23 protein-coding genes are annotated in these 21,758 nt (G+C 73.1%); 8 read left to right on the top strand and 15 right to left on the bottom strand.

Going from position 1 to position 21,758, the window contains the following annotated elements:
- The first annotated feature begins 40 nt into the window (after window positions 1–40).
- The gene (locus ACFYXE_RS02080; protein WP_389308007.1) at window positions 41–481 is read left to right on the top strand and encodes an STAS domain-containing protein; all 441 of its coding nucleotides are present in this window, start codon (window positions 41–43) and stop codon (window positions 479–481) included.
- Here the strand turns inward: ACFYXE_RS02080 and ACFYXE_RS02085 are convergent.
- Window positions 392–1,375, bottom strand: coding sequence for a sigma-70 family RNA polymerase sigma factor (locus tag ACFYXE_RS02085; protein WP_361170531.1), 984 nt, complete (start codon window positions 1,373–1,375; stop codon window positions 392–394). The genes ACFYXE_RS02080 and ACFYXE_RS02085 overlap by 90 nt on opposite strands.
- A 156-nt stretch (window positions 1,376–1,531) precedes the next feature.
- On the bottom strand, window positions 1,532–2,842 hold the full coding sequence (locus ACFYXE_RS02090) for an MFS transporter (protein ID WP_389308010.1): 1,311 nt from the start codon (window positions 2,840–2,842) through the stop codon (window positions 1,532–1,534).
- Window positions 2,843–2,905: 63 nt separating this feature from the next.
- Between ACFYXE_RS02090 and ACFYXE_RS02095 the strand changes: the two genes are divergently transcribed.
- Entirely contained in the window at window positions 2,906–3,898 is a 993-nt protein-coding gene (locus ACFYXE_RS02095) for a LysR family transcriptional regulator (protein ID WP_389308012.1), read from the top strand.
- A gap of 66 nt (window positions 3,899–3,964) precedes the next feature.
- Here the strand turns inward: ACFYXE_RS02095 and ACFYXE_RS02100 are convergent, their stop codons facing one another.
- Window positions 3,965–4,729, bottom strand: a complete 765-nt coding sequence (locus tag ACFYXE_RS02100; RefSeq protein WP_389308014.1) for an alpha/beta hydrolase — start codon at window positions 4,727–4,729, stop codon at window positions 3,965–3,967.
- 102 nt (window positions 4,730–4,831) lie between these two features.
- On the opposite strand from ACFYXE_RS02100, the gene ACFYXE_RS02105 reads away from it, so the two are divergent.
- Window positions 4,832–6,001, top strand: coding sequence for an adenosine deaminase (locus tag ACFYXE_RS02105; RefSeq protein WP_389308016.1), 1,170 nt, complete (start codon window positions 4,832–4,834; stop codon window positions 5,999–6,001).
- 160 nt (window positions 6,002–6,161) lie between these two features.
- Window positions 6,162–6,476: an ATP-binding protein gene (locus tag ACFYXE_RS02110; protein WP_361170516.1), complete on the top strand. Its 315-nt coding sequence runs from the start codon at window positions 6,162–6,164 to the stop codon at window positions 6,474–6,476.
- Between the two features lie 71 nt (window positions 6,477–6,547).
- Here the strand turns inward: ACFYXE_RS02110 and ACFYXE_RS02115 are convergent, their stop codons facing one another.
- The 5 genes from ACFYXE_RS02115 to afsQ1 all read right to left on the bottom strand — a co-directional run bounded on the left by ACFYXE_RS02115 (window position 6,548) and on the right by afsQ1 (window position 10,288).
- Window positions 6,548–6,748: a PspC domain-containing protein gene (locus ACFYXE_RS02115; RefSeq protein ID WP_361170513.1), complete on the bottom strand. Its 201-nt coding sequence runs from the start codon at window positions 6,746–6,748 to the stop codon at window positions 6,548–6,550.
- Window positions 6,749–6,839: 91 nt separating this feature from the next.
- Window positions 6,840–7,388, bottom strand: a complete 549-nt coding sequence (locus ACFYXE_RS02120) for a VanZ family protein (RefSeq protein WP_361170510.1) — start codon at window positions 7,386–7,388, stop codon at window positions 6,840–6,842.
- Window positions 7,389–7,440: 52 nt separating this feature from the next.
- Window positions 7,441–8,061 (bottom strand): hypothetical protein, encoded by a 621-nt coding sequence (locus ACFYXE_RS02125; RefSeq protein ID WP_389308019.1) that lies wholly within the window; start codon window positions 8,059–8,061, stop codon window positions 7,441–7,443.
- Complete coding sequence (locus tag ACFYXE_RS02130) at window positions 8,058–9,614, bottom strand: ATP-binding protein (protein WP_389308021.1); 1,557 nt, start codon at window positions 9,612–9,614, stop codon at window positions 8,058–8,060. The genes ACFYXE_RS02125 and ACFYXE_RS02130 overlap by 4 nt, the downstream gene beginning before the upstream one ends.
- On the bottom strand, window positions 9,611–10,288 hold the full coding sequence (afsQ1, locus tag ACFYXE_RS02135; protein ID WP_033264947.1) for a two-component system response regulator AfsQ1: 678 nt from the start codon (window positions 10,286–10,288) through the stop codon (window positions 9,611–9,613). Before afsQ1 ends, ACFYXE_RS02130 begins: the two co-directional genes overlap by 4 nt.
- 225 nt (window positions 10,289–10,513) lie before the next feature.
- Here afsQ1 and ACFYXE_RS02140 point away from each other — a divergent pair, with 225 nt between their 5' ends.
- The gene (locus tag ACFYXE_RS02140; RefSeq protein WP_389308023.1) at window positions 10,514–11,278 is read left to right on the top strand and encodes a SigE family RNA polymerase sigma factor; all 765 of its coding nucleotides are present in this window, start codon (window positions 10,514–10,516) and stop codon (window positions 11,276–11,278) included.
- A gap of 212 nt (window positions 11,279–11,490) precedes the next feature.
- On the opposite strand, the gene ACFYXE_RS02145 is transcribed toward ACFYXE_RS02140, so the two are convergent.
- Window positions 11,491–12,132: a uridine kinase gene (locus ACFYXE_RS02145; RefSeq protein ID WP_389308025.1), complete on the bottom strand. Its 642-nt coding sequence runs from the start codon at window positions 12,130–12,132 to the stop codon at window positions 11,491–11,493.
- A 337-nt stretch (window positions 12,133–12,469) separates the two neighbouring features.
- On the opposite strand from ACFYXE_RS02145, the gene ACFYXE_RS02150 reads away from it, so the two are divergent.
- Window positions 12,470–12,904, top strand: coding sequence for a hypothetical protein (locus ACFYXE_RS02150; protein WP_389308027.1), 435 nt, complete (start codon window positions 12,470–12,472; stop codon window positions 12,902–12,904).
- On the opposite strand, the gene ACFYXE_RS02155 is transcribed toward ACFYXE_RS02150, so the two are convergent.
- Both ACFYXE_RS02155 and ACFYXE_RS02160 read right to left on the bottom strand, forming a co-directional pair.
- Window positions 12,901–14,469, bottom strand: coding sequence for an MDR family MFS transporter (locus ACFYXE_RS02155; RefSeq protein ID WP_389308029.1), 1,569 nt, complete (start codon window positions 14,467–14,469; stop codon window positions 12,901–12,903). The two genes, ACFYXE_RS02150 and ACFYXE_RS02155, sit on opposite strands and share 4 nt — an antisense overlap.
- 43 nt (window positions 14,470–14,512) lie before the next feature.
- Window positions 14,513–15,130, bottom strand: a complete 618-nt coding sequence (locus ACFYXE_RS02160; RefSeq protein WP_389308031.1) for an NADPH-dependent FMN reductase — start codon at window positions 15,128–15,130, stop codon at window positions 14,513–14,515.
- Window positions 15,131–15,218: 88 nt separating this feature from the next.
- Between ACFYXE_RS02160 and ACFYXE_RS02165 the strand changes: the two genes are divergently transcribed.
- Window positions 15,219–15,959: a TetR/AcrR family transcriptional regulator gene (locus ACFYXE_RS02165; RefSeq protein WP_389308033.1), complete on the top strand. Its 741-nt coding sequence runs from the start codon at window positions 15,219–15,221 to the stop codon at window positions 15,957–15,959.
- A gap of 54 nt (window positions 15,960–16,013) precedes the next feature.
- On the opposite strand, the gene ACFYXE_RS02170 is transcribed toward ACFYXE_RS02165, so the two are convergent.
- Genes ACFYXE_RS02170 through deoC form a run of 3 tightly spaced genes read right to left on the bottom strand, consistent with a single transcriptional unit; the run spans window position 16,014 to window position 19,272 of the window.
- Window positions 16,014–16,898 (bottom strand): aldehyde dehydrogenase family protein, encoded by an 885-nt coding sequence (locus ACFYXE_RS02170; protein ID WP_389308035.1) that lies wholly within the window; start codon window positions 16,896–16,898, stop codon window positions 16,014–16,016.
- A complete protein-coding gene (locus ACFYXE_RS02175) occupies window positions 16,891–18,330 on the bottom strand; it encodes an aldehyde dehydrogenase family protein (protein ID WP_389308037.1) in 1,440 nt (479 codons plus the stop codon). The genes ACFYXE_RS02170 and ACFYXE_RS02175 overlap by 8 nt, the downstream gene beginning before the upstream one ends.
- 3 nt (window positions 18,331–18,333) lie before the next feature.
- A complete protein-coding gene (deoC, locus tag ACFYXE_RS02180; RefSeq protein WP_361170475.1) occupies window positions 18,334–19,272 on the bottom strand; it encodes a deoxyribose-phosphate aldolase in 939 nt (312 codons plus the stop codon).
- Window positions 19,273–19,553: 281 nt separating this feature from the next.
- Here deoC and ACFYXE_RS02185 point away from each other — a divergent pair, with 281 nt between their 5' ends.
- The gene (locus ACFYXE_RS02185) at window positions 19,554–20,189 is read left to right on the top strand and encodes a PH domain-containing protein (RefSeq protein ID WP_389308040.1); all 636 of its coding nucleotides are present in this window, start codon (window positions 19,554–19,556) and stop codon (window positions 20,187–20,189) included.
- Window positions 20,190–20,386: 197 nt separating this feature from the next.
- On the opposite strand, the gene ACFYXE_RS02190 is transcribed toward ACFYXE_RS02185, so the two are convergent.
- On the bottom strand, window positions 20,387–21,634 hold the full coding sequence (locus ACFYXE_RS02190) for a glycosyltransferase family 39 protein (RefSeq protein ID WP_389308042.1): 1,248 nt from the start codon (window positions 21,632–21,634) through the stop codon (window positions 20,387–20,389).
- Between the last annotated feature and the right edge of the window lie 124 nt (window positions 21,635–21,758).

Consider the following 21,758-nt stretch of genomic DNA (forward strand, 5'->3'; position numbering starts at 1 on the left):
GGCACCGATGAGTTCCGCCCGCCGCGCCGGTCAACCCTGCGTGGCTGATTCCGAAGAGCACCCCATCCGTACCGAACACCCCATCCGTACCGAACACCCCACCCGTACCGAACGCCTCGTCCGTCCGGAGAACCTCATCCGTATAGAAGGGCCCCTGCGCAAGGGCGACGTCCCGCAGCTGTGCGAGCGGGTCGCCGCCGCCCGCCATGGGCCCGGCAGCGACGTGGTCTGCGATGTCGGCGCCGTCACCACCGCCGACCTCACCACCGTCGACGCCATCGCGCGGCTGCAGCTGGCCGCCCGCCGGGCGGGGGGAAGGATCCGGCTCAGGAACCCCGCCCCCGCCCTGCTCGCGCTGCTCGGCCTGGTCGGGCTCGTCGAACTCCTCGGCCTAGTCGTCGAGATGGAGGGGCATGCCGAACAGCGGGAACCACCGCGGCGTGTCCAGGAAGCAGTGGAAGCCGGTGATCCGGCCCGCTGAGATCTCGATGACCTGGATCGCCCAGGGGGCGAAGCCGCCGTTGTCCGGGTCGGGCTTGTAGTGGGCGAAGCCCGGGGTGCCGTTCACCTCCACCGGGATCAGGCGGCTGTCGGCGCAGGAGGCGCCGATGGTGGTCATGAAGCCCGTGATGTCCGCGGTGCCGCGCAGCCACAGGTCGAACGGCGGCATCGTCATGACGGCGTCCTCGGCGAGGAGCGCGGTCAGCGCCGTCATGTCGTACCCCTCGAAGGCGGCGACATAGCGCTCCAGGAGCTTCTGCTGCTCCTCGTCCAGCGGATCGGACACGGCCGTGTCGTCCGCCGGGCGCTCGGCGAGGGTGGCGCGGGCCCGCTGCAGCGCGCTGTTCACCGAGGCGACGGAGGTGTCGATGAGCTCGGCGACCTCGCTGGCCTTCCAGGCGAGCACCTCGCGCAGGATCAGCACCGCGCGCTGCTTGGGCGGCAGGCTCTGCAGGGCCGCGACGAACGCCAGACGCACCGACTCCTTGGCCACCGCGGCCTCCGCGGGGTCGCCGGGGGTCGGCAGCACCCGGGCGTCCGGGATCGGCTCCAGCCAGGTGTTGTCCGGGCGGGGGTTGAGCGCCGCCTGGGCCAGCGGGGCGGCGGCGGTCAGGTCCATCGGGCGGGCGCGGCGATTGCCCGCGTTCAACATGTCCAGGCAGACGTTCGTCGCGATGCGGTAGAGCCAGGAGCGGACGCTGGAGCGGCCCTCGAACTTCTCGAAGCTCCGCCAGGCCCGCACCATGGTGTCCTGCACGGCGTCCTCGGCCTCGAAGGCGGAGCCGAGCATCCGGTAGCAGTACCCGGTCAGCTCGACCCGGTGTTTCTCGAGCGTCGCGTCCAGCTCGGTCGTCGTCCCTGCGATGTCACTCATCCCAACCCACCCCTGGCTTCGGCAGAGGCCCCTGTGAGGCCCCACACATCGGAAGCTACCGCAGCCCACTGACAACGGCCCCCGGAGTGGAAAAACCCGCAGGTGAAATGAGCGGAGAGCGACCGCGCCGGCCGGGCGGCGGCCCGGTGGCCCGGCTCAGCGGGCGGCCGCGACCGGCCCGCGCCGCTCCTGCGCCCGCGCCGCGCGCGAGCCCCACACGGTCACCGACACGACGCCGAGCACCGCGAGGACGCCGAGGCCCACCGTCCCGGCCCAGCCGCCCGCGTGGAAGGCGACCGCGCCGAGCGTGCCGCCCGCGCTGGAGCCCAGGTAGTACGCGGACTGGTACAGCGCGGACGCCTGCGCCCGCCCGGTCGTGGCCGTACGGCTCACCGACGAGGACGCCACCGCGTGCCCCGCGAAGAAGCCCGCGGTGATCAGCACGAGGCCCAGCAGGACCAGGACCAGCGAGGGGGACAGCGAGAGCAGCAGTCCGCCCGCCGTCGTGCTCACCGCCAGGTACAGCGCCCCGCGCCGCCCGAGCCGGGCCACCAGCTTCCCCGCGGCGGCCGAGGAGACCGTGCCGACGAGGTAGACCAGGAAGATCGAGCCGATGACGCCCTGCGGGAGCGAGAACGGCGCCTCGGTGAGGCGGTAGCCGATCACCGTGTAGACCGCGCCGAAGACGGTCATGAACAGTGCCCCGATCGCGTACAGCCTGCACAGGAGCGGGTTCGACAGGTGGGTGCGCACCGTGCGGGCCAGGGACCGGGGGCTGAGCGGGCCCGGCGTGAAGTGCCGGGGCGCGGGCAGCAGCACGCGGAACGCGACCGCGCACAGCACCGCGACGACACCGACCACGGCGACCGCCGCGCGCCACCCCCAGGCCTGCGCGACCCAGCCGGTGACGATGCGCCCGCTCATCCCGCCGATGGAGTTGCCCGCCACGAACATGCCGATCGCGGCGACCAGTGCCTTGGGCCGTACCTCTTCCGCGAGGAACGCCATCGCCGAGGCGGGCAGGCCCGCGAGGGCCGCGCCCTGCACGGCGCGCAGCGCGATCAGCACCTCGACCGAAGGGGCGAAGGGGACCAGGAGTCCGACGGCGACGGCGACGGTCAGGGACGCGGTCATCACCGCGCGGCGCCCGAAGCGCTCGCTGAGCGCGCTCAGCGGCAGCACGAAGAGGGCCAGCGCGCCGGTGGCGCCCGACACCGTCCAGCTGGCCGTGCTCGCGCTCACGCCGAAGTCCGCGGAGACGAGGGGGAGGAGGGCCTGAGTGGAGTAGAGCAGGGCGAAGGTCGCCACGCCCGCGAGGAACAGCGCGAAGCTCATCCGGCGGTAGCCGGGACCGCCGGGAGTCATCCGCGAGTCGGAGGAGGCAGCTGAGGCAGCGGAGGCGGAGGGGGACGACGGGGCCGGGGCGACCGCAGGGGTGGCGGACGCCCCGCTACTGGCAGCAGGCATGTCCATGAACGTACGACCGTCTTTTTGATGCGTCCAATGCATGGAAACGCCATAATCGATCCCATGCAGCATCAGCACAGGTCACAGCCCCGCGTGTCACAGAACAGTGACCCGGAGGACATCGTGACGCTGCTCGCGCCCCGCCTCGCGTACTTCGCGGGCGTCGCCCGCACCGAGCACGTCACGCGCGCGGCCCAGCAGATGCGGGTCCCCCAGTCGACGCTCTCCCGCGCCCTGGTCCGGCTCGAACGGGACCTGGGCGTCGACCTGTTCGTCCGCCGCGGCCGCACCGTCTCGCTCACCCCGGCGGGCCGCACCTTCCTCGGCCCGGTCGAGCGGGCGCTCGGCGAGGTGGAGCGGGCCGCGGAGTCGGTGCGCGCGGACGCCGACCCGGAGACCGGCAAGGTCGCCTTCGGCTTCCTGCACACCATGGGCTCCGAGACGGTGCCCGGCCTGATCCGTGCCTTCCGCGCCGACCACCCGCGGGTGCGCTTCAGTCTCGTGCAGAACTACGGCGAGGCGATGATCGAGCGGCTGCGCGCGGGCGAGCTCGACCTCTGCCTGACCTCGCCGGTGCCCGACGCCCCCGACCTGGTCGCCCGCCGCCTCGACGAGCAGCGGCTGCGCCTGGTGGTGCCCGACGACCACCGCCTGGCGGCCCGCAAGCGGGTGCGCCTCGCCGAGGCGGCGGAGGAGGCGTTCGTGACCCTGGAACCCGGCTACGGCCTGCGCCGCATCACCGACGACCTGTGCCGCGACGCGGGCTTCAAGCCCCGCATCGCCTTCGAGGGGGAGGAGGCGGAGACGCTGCGCGGCCTGGTCGCGGCGGGCCTCGGCGTGGCGCTCCTGCCGCCGCCCGCGGTGCCACGGCCCGGGGTGGTGGAGCTGACGGTGACGGGCCAGCGCGCGGTCCGCGAGATCGGCGTGGCCTGGCTGGGCGGCCACCCGGACACACCGCCGGTGGCGGCGTTCAAGGCGTTCTTGCTGAGCAGAAAGGGAAAGCTGCTCCCGCAGATGGGAGCGGGCCCGGTGGACATCGGCCCGTCCGGCGATTGAGTACGAACCCTGCGAACCCTGCGAACTCGGCGGAGCCGGTGAGCGGGACCGGGCGCCGTCGCCGGGTCACTTGCGCAGGGACTGCCCGAAGCCGGAGGCCAGCGGCATCCGCAGCCCCAGCGGCGGCGGAGCGGCCAGCGCGTCCTCCAACGGCCGGGCGAAGTCCGCCCCGAACAGCGTGCCCATCACGAAGTCCGAGGCCAGCGAGAGGACTTCGGACTGGTGCTGGTGCAGCCGGTGGCCGTCGGAGTGCACCTCGAACCGGCACACGTCCCGGTTCGCCTTCTTCGCCCGCTCGGCGAGCCGGAACGACAGCTCGGGGTCGGTGCGTTCGTCGTTCGTGCCGTGCACGATCAGCACCCGCCGCCCCGCGAGCTGCTTCACCGGTTCGGGCGGCGCGGCCACGTCGTCCTCGGGCAGCCAAGGCGCCAGCGCGAGCACGGAGTTGACGGCCGTGTGGCCGCCCGCCCGGAGCGCCGCCCGGCCGCCCATGTCCACGCCGGCCAGACACACGGGGACGTCGCCGTAGGTACGTACGATTTCGTCGGCGGCCCAGGTCGTGTCGCGGGCGAGCTGCGCCTGCGCGCCGTTCCAGCCCCGGCAGCGGTAGTGCACCACGTGGGTGGCCAGGCCCGCCGAGCGGCCGTCCTGGGCCAGTCTGCGGCCCAGCGCCCGCACGCCGACCCCCGCCAGCGGCGAGGGCCTGCGGGTGGAGGTCTCGGTGCCTCCGGGCAGCAGGAGCGCCACCGCGCTCACCGCCGGGGGCGCCGTACCGATCACGCGCCCGAGCCTGGCCGCGCCCGCCGGCCCCGCGGTCCCTTGGTGTGCCATGACAGAACAGTGTCAGAAGCCATCGTGTACGCCACCCGTCCGCAGGGTCACTGTTACGTATCGACCAGTGAGTTCTACGCGCGTAGGCGCTAGAGTGCCGAAATGACGAGCCAGACACCCATGACCGGTCACACGGACCGGGAGACGCCCAGCGCCGAACAGATCCGCCGAGCCCCCAAGGTGCTCCTGCACGATCACCTCGACGGCGGCCTGCGGCCCGGCACGATCGTCGACCTCGCCCGCGCCTGCGGGTACGAGGGCCTGCCCGAGACCGACCCCGACAAGCTGGGGATCTGGTTCAGGGAGGCCGCCGACTCCGGTTCCCTGCCGCGCTACCTGGAGACCTTCGCCCACACCTGCGCGGTGATGCAGACGAAGGACGCCCTCAAGCGCGTGGCCGCCGAGTGCGCCGAGGACCTCGCCGAGGACGGCGTCGTCTACGCCGAGATCCGGTACGCCCCCGAGCAGCACCTGGAGCAGGGCCTCACCCTCGAAGAGGTCGTCGAGGCGGTCAACGAGGGCTTCCGCGAGGGCGAGCGCCGCGCGAAGGAGAACGGCCACCGGATCCGCGTGGGCGCGCTGCTCACCGCCATGCGGCACGCGGCCCGCGCCCTGGAGATCGCCGAACTCGCCAACCGCTACCGCGATCTGGGCGTCGTCGGCTTCGACATCGCGGGCGCCGAGGCCGGGTTCCCGCCCACCCGCCACCTCGACGCGTTCGAGTTCCTCAAGCGCGAGAACAACCACTTCACCATCCACGCGGGCGAGGCCTTCGGCCTGCCGTCGATCTGGCAGGCCCTGCAGTGGTGCGGCGCCGACCGCCTCGGCCACGGCGTGCGCATCATCGACGACATCCAGATCGCCGACGACGGCACCGTCCAGCTCGGCCGCCTCGCCTCGTACGTGCGCGACAAGCGCATCCCGCTGGAGCTCTGCCCGACCTCCAACCTCCAGACGGGCGCGGCCACTTCGTACGCCGAGCACCCCATCGGCCTGCTGCGCAGGCTGCACTTCCGGGCGACGGTGAACACCGACAACCGCCTGATGTCGGGCACCAGCATGAGCCGCGAATTCGAGCACCTGGTCGGCACGTTCGGCTACACGCTCGACGACATGCAGTGGTTCACAGTCAATGCGATGAAATCAGCATTCATTCCTTTCGATGAACGCCTCGCCATGATCAATGACGTGATCAAGCCCGGTTACGCCGAGCTGAAGTCCGAATGGCTGTTCCGCCAGACCGTCTCGACCAGCGCTTCCGCGGTGGGCTGACGGGCATTTGCGCGCCGTTGCGCGACGCCTGTGCGGCCGGGTTCTTCGAGCCCGGCCGCTTTCGTTTGCCCATGGGCCGTGATCGGGGCTGGTTTCCGTCGTTGAACCGCTCAAACCCCTTCCGCAAACACAGTCGCAAAGACGCAAGGACGCATTGAAGATGAAGAAGTCTGCCGCCAAGACCCTCGGTGTCGCCGCTCTCGGCGCCGCCTTCGCCGCCGCCGGTGCCGGTGCCGCGAACGCCGCTCCCGCCGCCCCGGCCATCCCGGACCCCTCCGCCGCGCTGGGCCCCGTCTCCTCGCTGCTGCCCGTCGGTGACGCCGTGAAGGCGCTGCCCGCCGGCGCCAACGAGTCCCTCGCCGCCGGCCAGGGCGCCCTCGGCGGCGGCCTCGGCGGCGCGAAGGGCCCCGCCGCGGGCCTGCTCGGCGGCCTGCCCGTCGGCGGCACCGGCGTCAACGGCCTGCCGCTCGGCTGAGCCTTCTCCCGCGCACGCCGATGGGGCGCCCCTCCTGCCGGGGGGCGCCCCATCGCTGTGTCCTGCCGGGGTCACCAGGCCTGGCGGGCCTTGCCCTCGGAGGGCAGCAGGAACCACAGCGCGATGTACAGCAGGAACTGCGGCCCCGGCAGCAGGCACGAGAGCACGAAGATCACGCGCATCGTCGTCGCGGAGGTGCCGAAGCGCCGGGCCAGGGCTGCGCACACTCCGCCGATCATCCGGCCGTGGGTGGGGCGGGCAAGGGCGGTCATGTCGGGCTCCTTCACGAACCGTAGGGGTGAGGCTTCTCCGTATGCCCCGATACCTCGACGGTACGGCCGGGCAGGGGTCCCGGGCATCGCTCTACGGTGCGATGCCGACCCTGGGAATCGTCGGGGTCGACCCCTGAGAGAGCTCCTCCCGGGGGAGCGGCGCACGGCGCTCGCCGCCCCGCTCGCGACGGATGCGGGCCCGGGCCGCCGGGACGACCGCGAGGTGCACGACGGCCACCCCGAGGGTGTTCAGGAGCAGCGAGTCGACGTCGACGACCTGCCCGGGGACCCCGGTCTGCAGCAGCTCGATGCCGAGCGAGAGCAGCGCTCCGGCGGCCACCGTACGCACCAGCGAACCCCACGGGGAGACCTCCAGCCGGCCGCCGGCCAGCGGCAGCAGCGCCCCGAGCGGGGCGAGCAGCAGCATGCTCTCGCCGATCCGGCGGGCCGCCTGGAGGCCGCCCAGCGCCAGATCCGCCCTGATCCCGGCCAGCGGCCGCAGGTTCGCGGCGCTCACCCAGGGGACGTCCAGCGGGCGCAGCGTGATCCACCCGACGAGCAGAAGATGTGCGACGAGGAGGAATCCCCCCGCCGCACGGAAGCGGATGGCGGCAATGCGGCCGCCCGAGCCTTGACGCACGCCCCCCAAGACGACACGGGCGGCAGGATCGGTTCCGCGTCCTTCGCGGCAGCTACTCCACGGTCCGGGCCGGCGGTGCCTCGCTGCCCGGCCGGGCACGGACCTCCGGAGTGCACTCGTAGCTCCGCAAGGGGCTGTCCGAGGGGCCGCCCATGACCACCTCGCGGTTGTCGGCGGACGCGTTGTTGTCGGCCAGCGTGCACACGATCTGCGCGAGCGCGAACGCGGACAGTTCCTCGGGGCGGGTGCTCAGGCGCAGCGCCTGGGCGGGGTCGCCCCCGCGCGGACCGGAGGCGGTGACGCCGCCGCGCACGTCCGTGGTGAACCCGGCCTGCTTCTCGGCCTCCGAGGCCGGCGCCGCCAGCTCGTCGAGGAGCGCCTGGGCGATGCGCACCCGGTCGGTGGTCGCCTTGTCGGTGCGCAGCTGCACGGTCCGGTCGACGGTCACCAGCCGGGCCCCGCACACCAGGAAGATCTCCACCGGCACGCCGCTGCCCGACTGCGAGGCGAGGCCGCCGGAGCCCGACGTGACGCACGGCACCCGCGAGGGCGCCGCCCCGTAGTCGGTCGGCACCTCGGTCGACCTGATCCCGCACCCGGCGAGCCCCGCGACGAGTCCCGCGACGGCCGCCGCGGCACGCAGCCGCCGCCCGTTCCTGCCCCGCCCGGTCATGCCTCAGCCCCTTCGGCGCCCTCGTCCTCGGGTTCGTCGGCGCACTCGCCGTCGCGCGGCAGCCAGAGCGTGAAGACCGCGCCGCCGTCCGGCGAGTTGGCGGCGGTGATCTCGCCGCCGTGGATGTGCGCGTTCTCCAGCGCGATGGACAGGCCGAGGCCGCTGCCCTCGGACCGCGGCCGGGACGCGCTCGCCTTGTAGAACCGGTCGAACACGTGCGGCAGCACGTCCTCGGGGATGCCGGGACCGTGGTCGCGTACGGCGATGACGAGACGGTCGTCCTCCAGGCGGACCGAGACCGCCACCGGGGACCCGCCGTGCTTGAGCGCGTTGCCGATGAGGTTCGCCAGGATGACGTCCAGGCGGCGCGGGTCGAGGCGGACCATGATGCCGCGCTCGGCGTCCAGCTCCACCGCGTCCAGCCAGGCGCGGGCGTCGATGCACGCGGTGATCTGGTCGGCGATGTCGACGTCGTCGAGGACCAGGCGCGCGGTGCCCGCGTCGAAGCGGGTGACCTCCATGAGGTTCTCCACGAGGTCGTTCAGGCGGCGGGTCTCGCTCACCACGAGCCGTACGGCGGGCTCGATCATCGGGTCCACCGAGCCGGTCTCCGCGTCGAGTTCCTCCTCGAGGACCTCCGTCACGGCGGTGATCGCGGTCAGCGGGGTGCGCAGCTCGTGCGACATGTCGGCGACGAAGCGCCGGGACGCCTCCTCGCGGCCGCTCATGTCGGCGACCTTCTTCTCCAGGTTCTCCGCGGTCCGGTTGAACGTCCGGGACAGATCGGCCAGTTCGTCGGTGCCCGACACCCGCAGCCGGGTGTCCAGCTTGCCCTCGCCGAGCCGCCGCGCGGCGACCCCGAGGCGGTGCACGGGCTTGAGCACGGTCGTCGCCGCGGCCTGCGCGAGCAGCGCGGAGCCGATCAGCGCGAGCCCCGTGGCGATCGCGAGGGACCAGCCCAGCGAACTGAGGTCCTTGGCCTCCGGCTCCAGGGACTTGAGCATGTAGCCGGTCGGACCGCCGCCGATCACCGTGGCACCGCCCACCAGGTAGGGCGTGCCGTGGTCGGTGGTCCGCTGCCAGTACAGGTGGTACGGGCTCTTGTTGCCGGAGGTCAGCTGCTGCTTCTCGCCGACCGCCTTCTGCAGCGGCCCCGGCACCTTGGCGAGCGTGAAGGCGTCCAGGTCGCTGTAACCGACGATCTGGCCGCCGCCCTTCTTCTCGCCGACCAGCAGCACGCTGTAGCGCTGACTGCTGTTGGCCATCTGCTCGGCGGCCGCCTGCAGGTCCTCCTGCGAGAGGTCGGCGGGCAGCGCGCCCGCACGGTTCTGCAACTGCTGGCGGAAGTCCTTGAGCGCCGCGTCCTGCGCGCGCGTCAGCACCGCCTCGCGGTTGAGCCAGTACGCGATGCCGGAGGCGGAGACCGCCGCGGTGAGCGCCACCAGGCCGAACACCACCACGAGCCGCAGTCGCAGGCTCGTGAAGCGCAGCCCCGCCAGTATGGCCTTGCGCGCCGCGGCCCAGCCGCGGAGCTTGTCGTGCGGTTTGGTCACTGAGGGGTGTCCAGCCGGTAACCGACGCCGCGCACGGTACGGATCAGGGTCGGCGAGGACGGCACGTCCTCGACCTTGGCGCGCAGCCGCTGCACGCACGCGTCGACCAGCCGGGAGTCGCCGAGGTAGTCGTGCTCCCACACCAGCCGCAGCAGCTGCTGGCGGGACAGGGCCTGGCCGGGCCTGCGGCTCAGCTCCAGGAGCAGCCGCAGCTCGGTCGGCGTGAGCTGGAGGTCCTCGCCGTTCTTCGTCACGGTCATCGCGGCCCGGTCGATGACGAGTGAACCGAACGTCGCCGCGTCGTTGGCCTCGCGCTCGCCGCGCCGCAGCACGGCCCGGATGCGGGCGTCGAGGACGCGCCCCTGCACGGGTTTGACCACGTAGTCGTCGGCGCCGGACTCCAGGCCCACGACGACGTCGATGTCGTCGTTGCGCGCGGTCAGCAGGATGATCGGCAGCTGGTCGGTGCGCCGGATGCGACGGCACACCTCGAATCCGTCGATGCCCGGCAGCATCACATCCAGCACGATCAGGTCCGGCCGCTGCTCGCCGAGCAGCTTCAGGCCGTCCTCGCCGGTGGCAGCAGTGGCCACCCGGTGCCCCTGGCGCGTGAGCGAAAGCTCCAGGGCCGTCCGGATGGCGTCGTCGTCCTCGATCAGCAACAGGGAAGGCACGGACGTCATTCTGTCCCATGCCACGGCCCCAGTTCGACTGCCGGAGCCTTCCCGGGCTCCTAATGGGCGGGTAGGTACCCCCACCCACACGTGACCTTCACAGGCGGAAGACCTCCCGAGCCCCTGTGACAGGCCTGTGACAGTCGACGGACACCGCCATGAAGTCGCTCGGGCAGAGTTTTGGTCACACGAAGAGAGCCGGACTCCACCGACGGGGGGCGCGAGATGAATACGCTGCACAGCACCAGCTCAAGCGCAGTTGTCACGCGACTTCACGACATCGGGCGGGGATCTGAGAAGTCCGGTGCCGTGAGCGGGCGGGGGTGCGCTCGCGGCACCGGGCGTCAGCACACCGGGTTCATGACGGTGGTTGACACCTTCCAGGGGGGCCACGGGGGACACGCGGCCCAGGCCGGAACGGACGGGGGCGCCTCGTACGGGGAGGGCCCGGGGGAGCGGAAGTCCGTGTCGGAGGCGGAGTTCACCGCCTACGTCCAGGAGCGCCGCGCCTCCCTGTACGCCACCGCCTACCACCTGACCGGTGACCGCTTCGAGGCCGAGGACCTGCTGCAGAGCGCCCTCTTCTCGACGTACCGGGCCTGGGACAGGATCAGCGACAAGGCCGCGGTCGGCGGTTACCTCCGCCGCACGATGACCAATCTGCACATCAGCGCGTGGCGCCGCCGCAAGCTGAACGAGTACCCGACCGAGGAGCTGCCGGAGACGGCGGGCGACACGGACGCGATGCGCGGCACCGAGCTGCGCGCCGTGCTGTGGCAGGCCCTGGCCCGGCTGCCCGAACTCCAGCGCACGATGCTGGTCCTCCGCTACTACGAGGGCCGCACCGACCCGGAGATCGCGGACATCCTCGACATCAGCGTGGGCACGGTGAAGTCCAGCATCTGGCGCTCGCTGCGCCGGCTGCGTGAGGACGAGGTCCTCAGCTTCGGCCGTGACCAGGAGGAATCCTTCGGCGAGTTGGTCGCCTGAGGATCACGGGGGAACACGGGGGAGGTACGGGGGCCGCCGCTCCGGGGGGATGCGGCGGGAGCACGGGGGAAAGCACGGGGGGATCGGGCAGCGGGACCGGAAGGCCGGGGGGTCTTTCCGGTCCTTCTGCTGTTCCTGCCCGTCCGCCCGCTGCTGGTCTTCCTGCCGCTCGTCTCCCGCTCGCGGTCCGCCGCTTCCGGGCGGCGTCGGTGTTACGCGGCCTCGGTGGCCCGCGCCTGCACGCAGCGGCCCGCCGCCGCGGCGGCCACCCGCCCCAGCGCCTCCTCCTTGCCGCACGGGTGCGCGCCGAGCGCCGCCTGCCGCGCCACGATCGCGCGCTCGGCCCGCATCAGCCGCCAGCCCCGACGCAGCAGGAACGGCACGGACTTGCGGCCCTCCCGCAGGTCACGAAGGAGCCGTCGCCGGAAGGTGGTGGAGGGGCGACCCCGCAGGCAGAGCGCGTCGGCGAGCACGCCGAGCTCGCGGCAGCGCGCCACGATGTCCGCCGCGAAGATCCCCTCCGCGATGAACAGCGGGGTCCGCTCGATGTCCAGGGCCTCCCGGCCGACGCGCGAGCTCGTCGCGATGTCGTACACCGGCACCTGGGTGCGCCCCGTGCGGCAGAGCTCCTCGATGGCGGCGACCGCCACGTCCGCGTCCCACGAGTCGGTGGAGTCCCAGTCGATGTCCTGGCTGCCGGGGACCACCGGCAGCGTCGGGTCGCCGGCCTCCTTGTAGAAGTCGTCCAGACACAGGACGGGCAGTCCGGAGCGGGTCGCGAACGACGACTTGCCCGAGCCGGAGGGGCCGGTCAGCAGCACGACGCGGGTCGGTATCGGGGGATGGGAGCCCAATGCAGTGAACCTTTACACCTTGGGGTGGACCGCATCTCCCGACACGGCTCGTCTGCGTGGTCGTCAGCCATTATCAACCCGCGCGCCCGACGGGCCCAGCCCGCTGCCGCGTGCATCTCGCCCGGGCGCAACTCCGAGCGACGCTGCTCCAGTTCCATGTCGTGCCGTGCCTGCGCCGGGTCCCACAGGGCGGCTGCGGGCGTAGTGCGTACGGGGCCCGGGAGGCCGTCGCGCCGCACGGCCGACCGGGCGCGTCGGGCTTTGGTGACCGCGGCTCCCCTCAACTACGCTACGTGCTCGCTCGATTACCCACTACGCACGGATATGGGCGGTACCCATGGCACGACACACAGCAACGAAGTCCTCCGGCCCCCGCTCGCGCGCGCTGTTGCGGGCCGGGCTGACCGTCACGGCCGCGGGGGCCGCGCTCGGGATCGGGGGCGTGGGGAGTGCCGGTGCGGTGGAGCCCGCGCCGGTGGGGCTGCCGTCCGAGGTGGCCACGCCGCTCGGCGACGTCGACGCGGCCACGCCGCTCGCGGCGCTCACCTCGGCCGTGCGGCACTCGACGGCGGGCGGCCTCGCCCCGGCCAAGAACCTCCAGCTCGACCCGCTGGCCAACACCAGCGTCGACCCGCTCGACAACGCGATCGGCACGCAGGTCGCCGACTTCAAGCCGGTGAGCACGGCGGTCGCCACCGCCCCCATCGCGAACGGCGGCTCCCTGTCCGACGTCCCGCTGGTCGGCCGGGCGACCGGGCTGCTGCCCGGCTAGGAGGTGCTCCGCGGCGCTTCGGCCGCCGGGTCCCGCGTCGTCCGCAGCGGCACCTCGCGGACCAGCCAGGCGGCCGCGAAGGCGAGCGCGCACAGCGCCGCCGTGCCGATCACGACACCGTGCAGACCGGCGGTGACCCCGGCCCGGAAGGCGTCCCGCGCCGGCCCCGGCAGGCCGCGCAGCAGCTCGGGCGTCAGCGCGTGATCGCCCGCGAGGCGCGCGCCGTCCGGGCCGAGCCGGTCCGTGAGGACATCCGTCGTGCGGGCGCCGTGCACGGAGCCCAGCACCGCGACGCCGAGCGAGCCGCCGATGGTGCGCAGCAGCGTGTTGGTGCCGGCGGCCGCGCCCAGGTCGCGCGGTTCCGCGCTGTTCATGGTGATCAGCACCGACGGCTGCAGCAGGCAGCCGAGGCCCGCGCCGAGCACGAGCGTCAGCGCGGAGGTCACGGCGGTCGCCGTGTCCGTGCCGACGGTCAGGAGGGCGAGGGCGCCCGCGGTGGCCACGGCGCCGCCCGCGATCGGGTACGCCCGGTACCCGCCGCCGGCCGCGACCGCCCTGCCGATGGCCAGCTGCGTGCCCATCATGCCCAGCATCAGCGGGAGCAGCAGCAGCCCGCTGCGCGTCGACGACAGGCCGCGCACGTACTGCAGGTACTGCGGCAGATAGCTCGCCGCGCCCAGCATCGCGGCGCCGCCCAGGAACGTGAGTGCCTGCGCGAGCGTGAAGTTGCGGTCGTGGAACAGCCGGGGCGGGACGACGGGTTCGGGGGCGCGCCGCTCCGCGCGGACGAAGGCGGCGAGCGCGACCGCCGCGAGCAGCGCGAGGCCGGCGATCTGCGGGGAGAGCCAGGCGTACGTCGTGCCGCCCCAGGCCCCGAGCAGGGTGAGGGCCAGGATGCCCGCCGTGAGCAGGGCGGCGCCCGCGTAGTCGACGCGGGCCGCGGTGCGGGTGCGGGGGAGCCGGACGAGGAGGCCGACGATGAGGAGCGCGGCGGCGCCGACGGGCATGTTGACGTAGAAGACCCAGCGCCAGTCCAGCCGGTCGGTGAGGAAGCCGCCGAGCAGCGGGCCGCCGACCATCGCGGCGGGCAGCAGCACGCCGATCATCGACTGCGAGCGGCCGGCCTGCGCGGGCGGCAGCAGGGTGCCGAGCAGGGCCATCGCCCCGACGAAGAGGCCCCCGGCGCCCAGCCCCTGCAGGGCGCGGAAGGCGATCAACTGGCCCATGTCCTGGGCGAGACCGCAGAGCACGGACCCGACGAGGAAGACGGAGACCGCGGACAGGTAGCTGCCCTTGCGGCCGTGGAGGTCGCCCAGCTTGCCCCACAGGGGTGTGGAGACGGCGGCGGTGAGCAGGTACGCCGTCACCACCCAGGAGAAGTGGCCGAGACCGCCGAGGTCCCCGACGATCGTCGGCAGCGCGGTGCCCACGATGGTGCCGTCGAGCGTCGCGAGGACGATGCCGAGCAGCAGCCCGAGAACGACGATGCGGGGGAGCCGGGCGTCCTCTTCCGGCGGTGGTGCGGTGGTCGGTGGTGCTGTTGTCTCGTCCGCCTGCCGGTGCACGGGGCCCCCAAGGTGTGTGACGTGGCGTCAAAAGGTGGTGTGTTCAGGCGGCGTACGGCCGGACGGCCTTCGCCTCGCGCAGGGCGAGCGCCCACCAGGCGAGCTGGTCGAGCATGGTCTTGACGGCGGCGTCGCTCGCCGGGTCCGTCATGCGGCCGTCCGCGTCGAACAGTCCCCAGGCGTGCTGCAGGCTGACCGTGTTCCGGATGGTCGTCGCGTGCAACTCGGCCATCACGACCCGGAGATGTTCGACCGCGCGCAGCCCTCCGGAGAGCGCGCCGTAGGAGACGAAGCCGATCGGCTTGGCGTGCCACTGCTCGTTGTGCCAGTCGATCGCGCTCTTCAGGGACGCGGGGTAGCTGTGGTTGTACTCCGGGGTCACGAACACGAAGGCGTCCGCCGCCGCCAGTCGCGGCGAGACGCGCGCGAGCGCCTCCTCGGTGCCGGGCGCGGGCGGCTGACCGAAGGCCGGGAGGACCGTGGGCAGCGGGGTCTCGGCCAGGTCGACGACGTCGGCGCGCAGGTCCTCGCGCTGGTCGAGGTGGCGCATGAGCCACCGGGTGACGACGGGCGCGAACCGTCCCTCGCGGGTGGAGCCGACGAGGACGGCGACGCGGAGCGGGGTCGGTGCCGGGGTCGGGTTCGAGGCGGTTGCGGACATGGGTCCCCCCAGGAATGTGTACGGCGTATCGTTCGCGTACAACGTACACATCGATGTGTACGTTGTACACGCGCGATACGGTGTACGCATGGCCACACAGAAGAAGAGCGGGTCCGAGCCCTCGCTCTGGGAACGCATGGAGCGCCCGGCAGCCACGCAGCGCGCCGCGCTGACACCGCACAGGATCGCGGCCGTCGCGGTGGAGGTCGCCGACGCCGAGGGGGTCGCCGCCGTCACCATGCGCCGCCTCGCCACCGAACTGGGCGTCGCGCCGATGGCCGCCTACCGCCACGTCTCGGGCAAGGACGACCTGTGGGCGCTGATGGTCGACCGGGTCACGGCCGAGGTCGTCGTCCCCGAGGACGTGACCGGCTGGCGCGAGGTGCTGCGCGCGTACGCCGTCGGCAGCCGCCTGCTGATGCTGGCGCACCCCTGGCTCGCCCAGCTCCCCACCCCGCACTTCGCCCTGACGCCGAACCGGATGGCCATGGCGGAGCGGCAGTTGGCGGCCCTGGAGCAGCACGGCCTCGACCCCGACACGATCATGACGGCCTTCCGCACCGTCGGCGCCTATGTGCACGGCGTCGGCCAGTCGGAGGTGGCGCTGCGCCAGTACATGGCGGACCACGGCTGGACCGGCGGCGACGAGGCGCGCCAGGGGCTCGCGCCGCAGATGACGTACCTGATGGAGACCGGCCGCTACCCCGCCTACCGGCGCTACGCCCTCGCCGCGGGCCGCAAGGACGACGCCGCCTGGCAGTTCGAGACGGGGCTCGACTGCGTCCTGGACGGCATCGGGGTGCGGCTCGGTCTCGCGCCCCGGGCGTGACGGAGCCCCGGCCCCCAGGACGGCGGGGGCCGGGGCTCCGGCGGGCGGGGGCGGCTAGTAGGCCGAGCCGGACGCGCCCAGCGAACCCGTCGGGTGCCAGACCGTCTTGGTCTCCAGGAAGGCCGTCAGGCGCCGCGTGCCCGGATCGGCCGACCAGTCCACAGGCTGTGGACGCAGGACGCGCTTGAGGTTGTCGGCGGCCGCGACCTCCAGCTCGCGCGCGAGCTCCGCGTCCGCGCCCGTCAGGTCGATCGCGTTGACGTCCTGGTGGGCGGCGAGCGGCGCCGCGATCTCGGCGGTCCTGCCGGTGAGGATGTTGACCACACCGCCCGGCACGTCCGACGTCGCCAGGACCTCGCCCAGCGAGAGCGCGGGCAGCGGCGCCTTCTCGGCGGCGATCAGCACGGCGGTGTTGCCCGTCGCGATCACCGGGGCGAGCACCGAGACCAGGCCGAGGAGCGACGACTCCTGGGGCGCGAGCACGGCGACCACGCCCGTCGGCTCCGGCGTCGACAGGTTGAAGAACGGGCCCGCGACCGGGTTCGCCCCGCCCGCGACCTGGGCGATCTTGTCCGTCCAGCCCGCGTACCAGACCCAGCGGTCGATCGCCGCGTCGACCTGAGCGGCCGCCTTGGACTTGGAGATGCCCTCCGCGTCGGCGACCTCCCGCACGAACTGGTCGCGGCGGCCCTCCAGCATCTCGGCGACGCGGTAGAGGACCTGGCCGCGGTTGTACGCGGTCGCGCCCGCCCAGCCGCCCTGCGCCTTGCGGGCGGCCACGACGGCGTCCCGCGCGTCCTTGCGGGACGCCAGCGGGGCGTTCGCCAGCCACCTGTTCTTCGCGTCTGTCACCTCGTACACCCGACCGCTCTCGGAGCGGGGGAACTTGCCCCCGACGTACAGCTTGTAGGTCTTGAGAACCGTGAGTCGGTCAGACATCGAGGTACGCCTCCAGTCCGTGCCGGCCGCCCTCGCGGCCGGAGCCCGACTCCTTGTAGCCGCCGAACGGCGAGGTCGGGTCGAACTTGTTGAATGTGTTGGCCCAGACGACGCCCGCCCGGAGCTTGTTCGCGACCGCGAGGATGCGCGAGCCCTTCTCCGTCCAGATGCCGGCGGAGAGCCCGTACTGCGTGTTGTTGGCCTTCGCGACCGCCTCGTCCGGCGTACGGAAGGACAGCACGGACAGCACCGGGCCGAAGATCTCGTCGCGGGCGATGGTGTGCGCCTGCGTCACGTTCGTGAAGAGCGTCGGCGCGAACCAGTAACCGGAGGACGGCAGTTCGCACGGGGCCGACCAGCGCTCGGCGCCCTCCGCCTCACCGGTCTCGGCGAGCGCGGTGATGCGGGCGAGCTGCTCGGCGGAGTTGATCGCGCCGATGTCGGTGTTCTTGTCGAGCGGGTCGCCCAGGCGCAGCGTGGTCAGGCGCCGCTTGAGGCTGTCGAGCAGCTCCTCCTGGACCGACTCCTGTACGAGCAGGCGCGAACCGGCGCAGCACACCTGGCCCTGGTTGAAGAAGATGCCCGTGACGATGCCCTCGACGGCCTGCTCGATCGGGGCGTCGTCGAAGACGATGTTCGCGCCCTTGCCGCCCAGTTCGAGCGTGACCTTCTTGTCGGTGCCCGCGACCTGGCGGGCGATCTCCTTGCCGACGGCGGTCGAGCCGGTGAAGGCGACCTTGTTCACGTCCGGGTGGGCGGTCAGGGCCGCACCCGCGTCGCCGTACCCGGGAAGGATGTTGACGACGCCCTTGGGCAGGCCCGCCTGGCGGCAGATGTCCGCGAAGAACAGGGCGCTCAGCGGCGTGGTCTCGGCGGGCTTCAGGACGACGGTGTTGCCCGTCGCGAGCGCCGGGGCGATCTTCCAGGCCAGCATCAGGAGCGGGAAGTTCCACGGGATGACCTGGCCCGCGACGCCCAGCGGCGCCGGGTTCGGGCCGTAGCCGGCGTGGTCGAGCTTGTCGGCCCAGCCCGCGTAGTAGAAGAAGTGCGCGGCGACCAGCGGGAGGTCCGCGTCGCGGGTCTCCTTGATCGGCTTGCCGTTGTCCAGCGTCTCCAGGACGGCGAGCTCGCGGCTGCGCTCCTGGATGATCCGGGCGATGCGGAAGAGGTACTTGGCGCGCTCGGCGCCCGGCAGCGCCGACCACTTCTCGAACGCCTTGCGGGCCGCCCGCACGGCGCGGTCGACGTCCTCGGACGAGGCCCGCGCGACCTCGGAGAGGACCTCCTCGGTCGACGGGGACACCGTCTTGAAGACCTTGCCGCCGGCCGCCTCGGTGAACTCGCCGTCGATGAACAGGCCGTACGAGGGGGCGATGTCGACGACGGAGCGGGACTCGGGCGCCGGTGCGTACTCGAAGGGAGTGGAGGTCATGGGTCAGTCCACCGTCACGTAGTCGGGGCCGGAGTAGCGGCCGGTGGCCAGCTTCTGGCGCTGCATCAGCAGGTCGTTCAGGAGCGACGAGGCGCCGAAGCGGAACCAGTGGTTGTCCAGCCAGTCGGGGCCCGCCGTCTCGTTCACCAGGACGAGGAACTTCACCGCGTCCTTGGTGGAGCGGATGCCGCCCGCGGGCTTCACACCGATCTGCACCCCGGTCTGCGCGCGGAAGTCGCGCACGGCCTCCAGCATCAGGAGGGTGTTCGCCGGGGTGGCGTTCACGCCGACCTTGCCGGTCGAGGTCTTGATGAAGTCGGCGCCCGCGATCATGCCGATCCAGCTGGCGCGCTTGATGTTGTCGTACGTGGAGAGCTCGCCGGTCTCGAAGATGACCTTCAGACGGGCCGTGCCGCAGGCCTCCTTCACGGCGCGGATCTGCTCGAACACCGTCATGTAGTCGCCGGACAGGAACGCCCCGCGGTCGATGACCATGTCGATCTCGTCGGCGCCGGCGGCCACGGCCTCGCGCACGTCGCCGAGCTTCACGTCCAGGGCGGCGCGGCCCGCGGGGAAGGCGGTCGCGACGGACGCGACGAGGACCCCGCTGCCCGCGACGGCCTCCTTGGCGGTGGCGACCATGTCCGGATAGACGCAGACGGCCGCGGTGCGCGGGGTCTCCCGGTCGGTCGGGTCGGGGTTCACCGCCTTCGCGCCGAGCGCCCGGACCTTGCCCGGGGTGTCGGCGCCCTCCAGCGTGGTCAGGTCGATCATCGAGATGGCCAGGTCGATGGCGTACGCCTTGGCCGTGGTCTTGATCGAACGGGTACCGAGCGAGGCGGCACGCGCCTCCAGGCCGACCGCGTCGACGCCGGGCAGCCCGTGAAGGAAGCGGCGGAGCGTGCTGTCGGACGCGGTCACGTCAGCGAATGCAGTGGGCATGGTCACGAGGGGAGCATATCTACGCGCGTAGCTGCTGTACAGGGGTGGGTCGGCGGTGGGCGGCCTGCGGAGGCCGCCTTCGGGGTGCGTGGCGGGGGCGCGCAGGGGTGGGCCTCGGGGGTGGGTCGCGGAGGTGGGTCGCGGGGGCGGGCCTCCGGGCGGCCTCGGGGAGGTTCGCCGGAGCGGTTCCCGGGGCAGGGCGGGAGCCGGCGGCGGGTCGGGGCGGGGCGGTCGCCGGGCCGGGGCGGGGGGCCGCGCGGGGCTTCAGGCAGAATCAGGGTATGAGCGACCCCCAGAACCCCGTGGCGGAGCCCGCGTACAAGGACCGCACCTTCCGGTCCCCCGCCGGCATCGCGGGTGGCGTCCTGCTGCTCGCCCTGGGCGCCTGGCTCGGCATCGACGCCGTCATCCGGGGCGAGGGGCGCACCCCGTGGCTCGCGCTCGCCGGACTGCTCTTCGCGGTGCCGCTGGTCGTCGCGTACACCGTGCGGCCCGCCGTATACGCCAACGACGACCGGCTCCGCATCCGCAACCCCTTCCGGACCGTCACCGTGCCGTGGGCCGCCGTCGCGACGCTCCGCTCCGGGTACTCGAACGAGGTGCTGACCAACGACGGCGCCAAGTTCCAGATCTGGGCCATCCCGGTCTCGCTGCGCGGCCGCAAGAAGGCGGCGCGCAAGCAGTCGCAGGCCGCGGCGCACGGCGACCCGACGGGCGGCCGTCCCTTCCTCGACCCGCACGCCACGCCCACCCGTTCCACGGGCGACCAGTCCATGGACGAGCTCCGCGACCTGGCCGAGCAGCAGGCCGCCTCGGAGACCGCCCAGGGCGAGCCCGCGGTGCGCTGGGCCTACGAGATCCTCGCGCCGTGCGCCGCGGGCGCGGTGCTGCTCGCGGTCCTGCTCGCGGTGACGTGAGGGTGGCTGGGCTGCTCGCGGGGGTGTGAGGGTGGCTGGGCTGCTTGCGGTGATGTGAGGGCGGCTGCGCTGTTCGCGGTGGTGTGAGACGGCCGTGTTGTTCGCGGTGACGGTGCCGTCCGTCGTGGGACCAGGGGCTGTGCCGCTCGCCGTGGCGTGCGGCGCCGCGCTGTTCGCGGGGGCGTGCGGGCCGTCCGTCACGGAGGGCCGTGCCAGCCCAGGAGCATGTGGCCGCCGAACACGGCCGAGCTCAGCGCCGCCGCCGACAGCACCGTCACCAGCACCGGCGTCCTCGCGCGCGCCAGCGCCACGGCCACCGGCAGCAGCAGCGGGAAGCCGGGCAGCAGGAAGCGGGCCCGCGGGAAGTACACCCCGCTGCTGCCCAGCACGATCACCAGGAGCAGACCGGTGAACACGAGCAGCGGCACCGGCTGGCGGTCGCACACGCTCAGGACGAAGAGGACCACCGCCCCCGCGAGCGTCGCCGTCACCATCGCCAGGAACAGCGGCGGCCGTTCGACCGCGAACAGGTCGTAGGACTTGCGCAGCGTCCCCACCCCGCCGTCCCACTCGTTGCGCCACAGCTTCTGCACGGCGAAGTAGCCGTCCCAGCGGCCGAGGCGCAGCCCCACCCACCCCACGTACGCGAGCCAGCCGAGCGGGGCGAGCAGCGCGCCCGCGCACAGGCGCCGGGGGAGGCGGCCGGGTCCGGCGCGCAGCCGGCCGCGCAAGGACAGCAGCGCCGTCACCGTCACCGCCGCGGCGAGCGCCGCCCCCGTGGGACGGGTCAGGCCCGCCAGCGCGGCCAGTGCCCCCGCCCCCACCCAGCGGCCGGTCAGCACCGCGTACAGCGACCATGCCGTGAGCGCCGTGAAGAGCGACTCCGTGTACCCCATCCACTGCACCAGCGCGACCGGCAGGCTGCCCCACAGCACCGCGAGGACGAGCCCCGCCCTGCGGCCGTACAGCCGGTCGCCCACCGCGAAGATCCCCCACGCCGCGAGGAACGAGCAGAGCACCGACACGGCCAGGCCCGCCGCCCCGCGCGGGAGCCACGGCAGCAGCGTGTCGCCCGCCCTGACCAGGGCCGGGTACAGCGGGAAGAAGGCCAGGTTGTTGCCGTCGATCCGGTCGCCGAGGGCGTGCGTGTAACCGTGCTCGGCGATCCTGAGGTACCAGTCGCAGTCCCACGCCTCCATGAGGAGGTGCCGGACGCCCAGACGGCCGCGGCTGCCCGGTGGCGTCCGGTGCGCCCAGGCGGTGAACACCAGCAGGCCCAGGGTGCGCACGGCCGCGTACGCGAGGAGCGCGGGGGAGGCGTGGCGCAGGGCGCGGGCCGCCCGCCGGACGAGGGGCGGCGCGGGCGCGGGGGCGGGGGCGCCGCCCCTGGACGCGGGGACGCGGGCGGAGGCGGCGGTCGAGGGCTCGGAGATTCCGTACGGCACTGCGGCAGCTCCCGGAACGTGAACGTGCGCTACCGGTCGACCCTTCCTGGGGGACCGGCAGCGCAACGGATCACTGCGGCAGCTGCTCCGGGGAACCACTCGGACGGGTGGTCCCGGCGGACGG

This window comes from Streptomyces sp. NPDC002564, assembly GCF_042889645.1.
GTDB lineage: Bacteria > Actinomycetota > Actinomycetes > Streptomycetales > Streptomycetaceae > Streptomyces.

Bases quoted from the DNA above. Each gene is read 5' to 3' on its own strand.
- deoC (WP_361170475.1), bottom strand. From the start codon at position 19,272: ATGCCCACTGCATTCGCTGACGTGACCGCGTCCGACAGCACGCTCCGC.
- ACFYXE_RS02115 (WP_361170513.1), bottom strand. From the start codon at position 6,748: ATGACCGCCCTTGCCCGCCCCACCCACGGCCGGATGATCGGCGGAGTG.
- ACFYXE_RS02150 (WP_389308027.1), top strand. From the start codon at position 12,470: ATGGCACGACACACAGCAACGAAGTCCTCCGGCCCCCGCTCGCGCGCG.
- ACFYXE_RS02160 (WP_389308031.1), bottom strand. From the start codon at position 15,130: ATGTCCGCAACCGCCTCGAACCCGACCCCGGCACCGACCCCGCTCCGC.
- ACFYXE_RS02085 (WP_361170531.1), bottom strand. From the start codon at position 1,375: ATGAGTGACATCGCAGGGACGACGACCGAGCTGGACGCGACGCTCGAG.
- ACFYXE_RS02100 (WP_389308014.1), bottom strand. From the start codon at position 4,729: ATGGCACACCAAGGGACCGCGGGGCCGGCGGGCGCGGCCAGGCTCGGG.
- ACFYXE_RS02170 (WP_389308035.1), bottom strand. From the start codon at position 16,898: ATGTCTGACCGACTCACGGTTCTCAAGACCTACAAGCTGTACGTCGGG.
- ACFYXE_RS02110 (WP_361170516.1), top strand. From the start codon at position 6,162: ATGAAGAAGTCTGCCGCCAAGACCCTCGGTGTCGCCGCTCTCGGCGCC.
- ACFYXE_RS02140 (WP_389308023.1), top strand. From the start codon at position 10,514: ATGAATACGCTGCACAGCACCAGCTCAAGCGCAGTTGTCACGCGACTT.
- ACFYXE_RS02165 (WP_389308033.1), top strand. From the start codon at position 15,219: ATGGCCACACAGAAGAAGAGCGGGTCCGAGCCCTCGCTCTGGGAACGC.
- ACFYXE_RS02090 (WP_389308010.1), bottom strand. From the start codon at position 2,842: ATGCCTGCTGCCAGTAGCGGGGCGTCCGCCACCCCTGCGGTCGCCCCG.
- ACFYXE_RS02095 (WP_389308012.1), top strand. From the start codon at position 2,906: ATGCAGCATCAGCACAGGTCACAGCCCCGCGTGTCACAGAACAGTGAC.
- ACFYXE_RS02175 (WP_389308037.1), bottom strand. From the start codon at position 18,330: ATGACCTCCACTCCCTTCGAGTACGCACCGGCGCCCGAGTCCCGCTCC.
- ACFYXE_RS02125 (WP_389308019.1), bottom strand. From the start codon at position 8,061: ATGACCGGGCGGGGCAGGAACGGGCGGCGGCTGCGTGCCGCGGCGGCC.
- ACFYXE_RS02105 (WP_389308016.1), top strand. From the start codon at position 4,832: ATGACGAGCCAGACACCCATGACCGGTCACACGGACCGGGAGACGCCC.
- ACFYXE_RS02185 (WP_389308040.1), top strand. From the start codon at position 19,554: ATGAGCGACCCCCAGAACCCCGTGGCGGAGCCCGCGTACAAGGACCGC.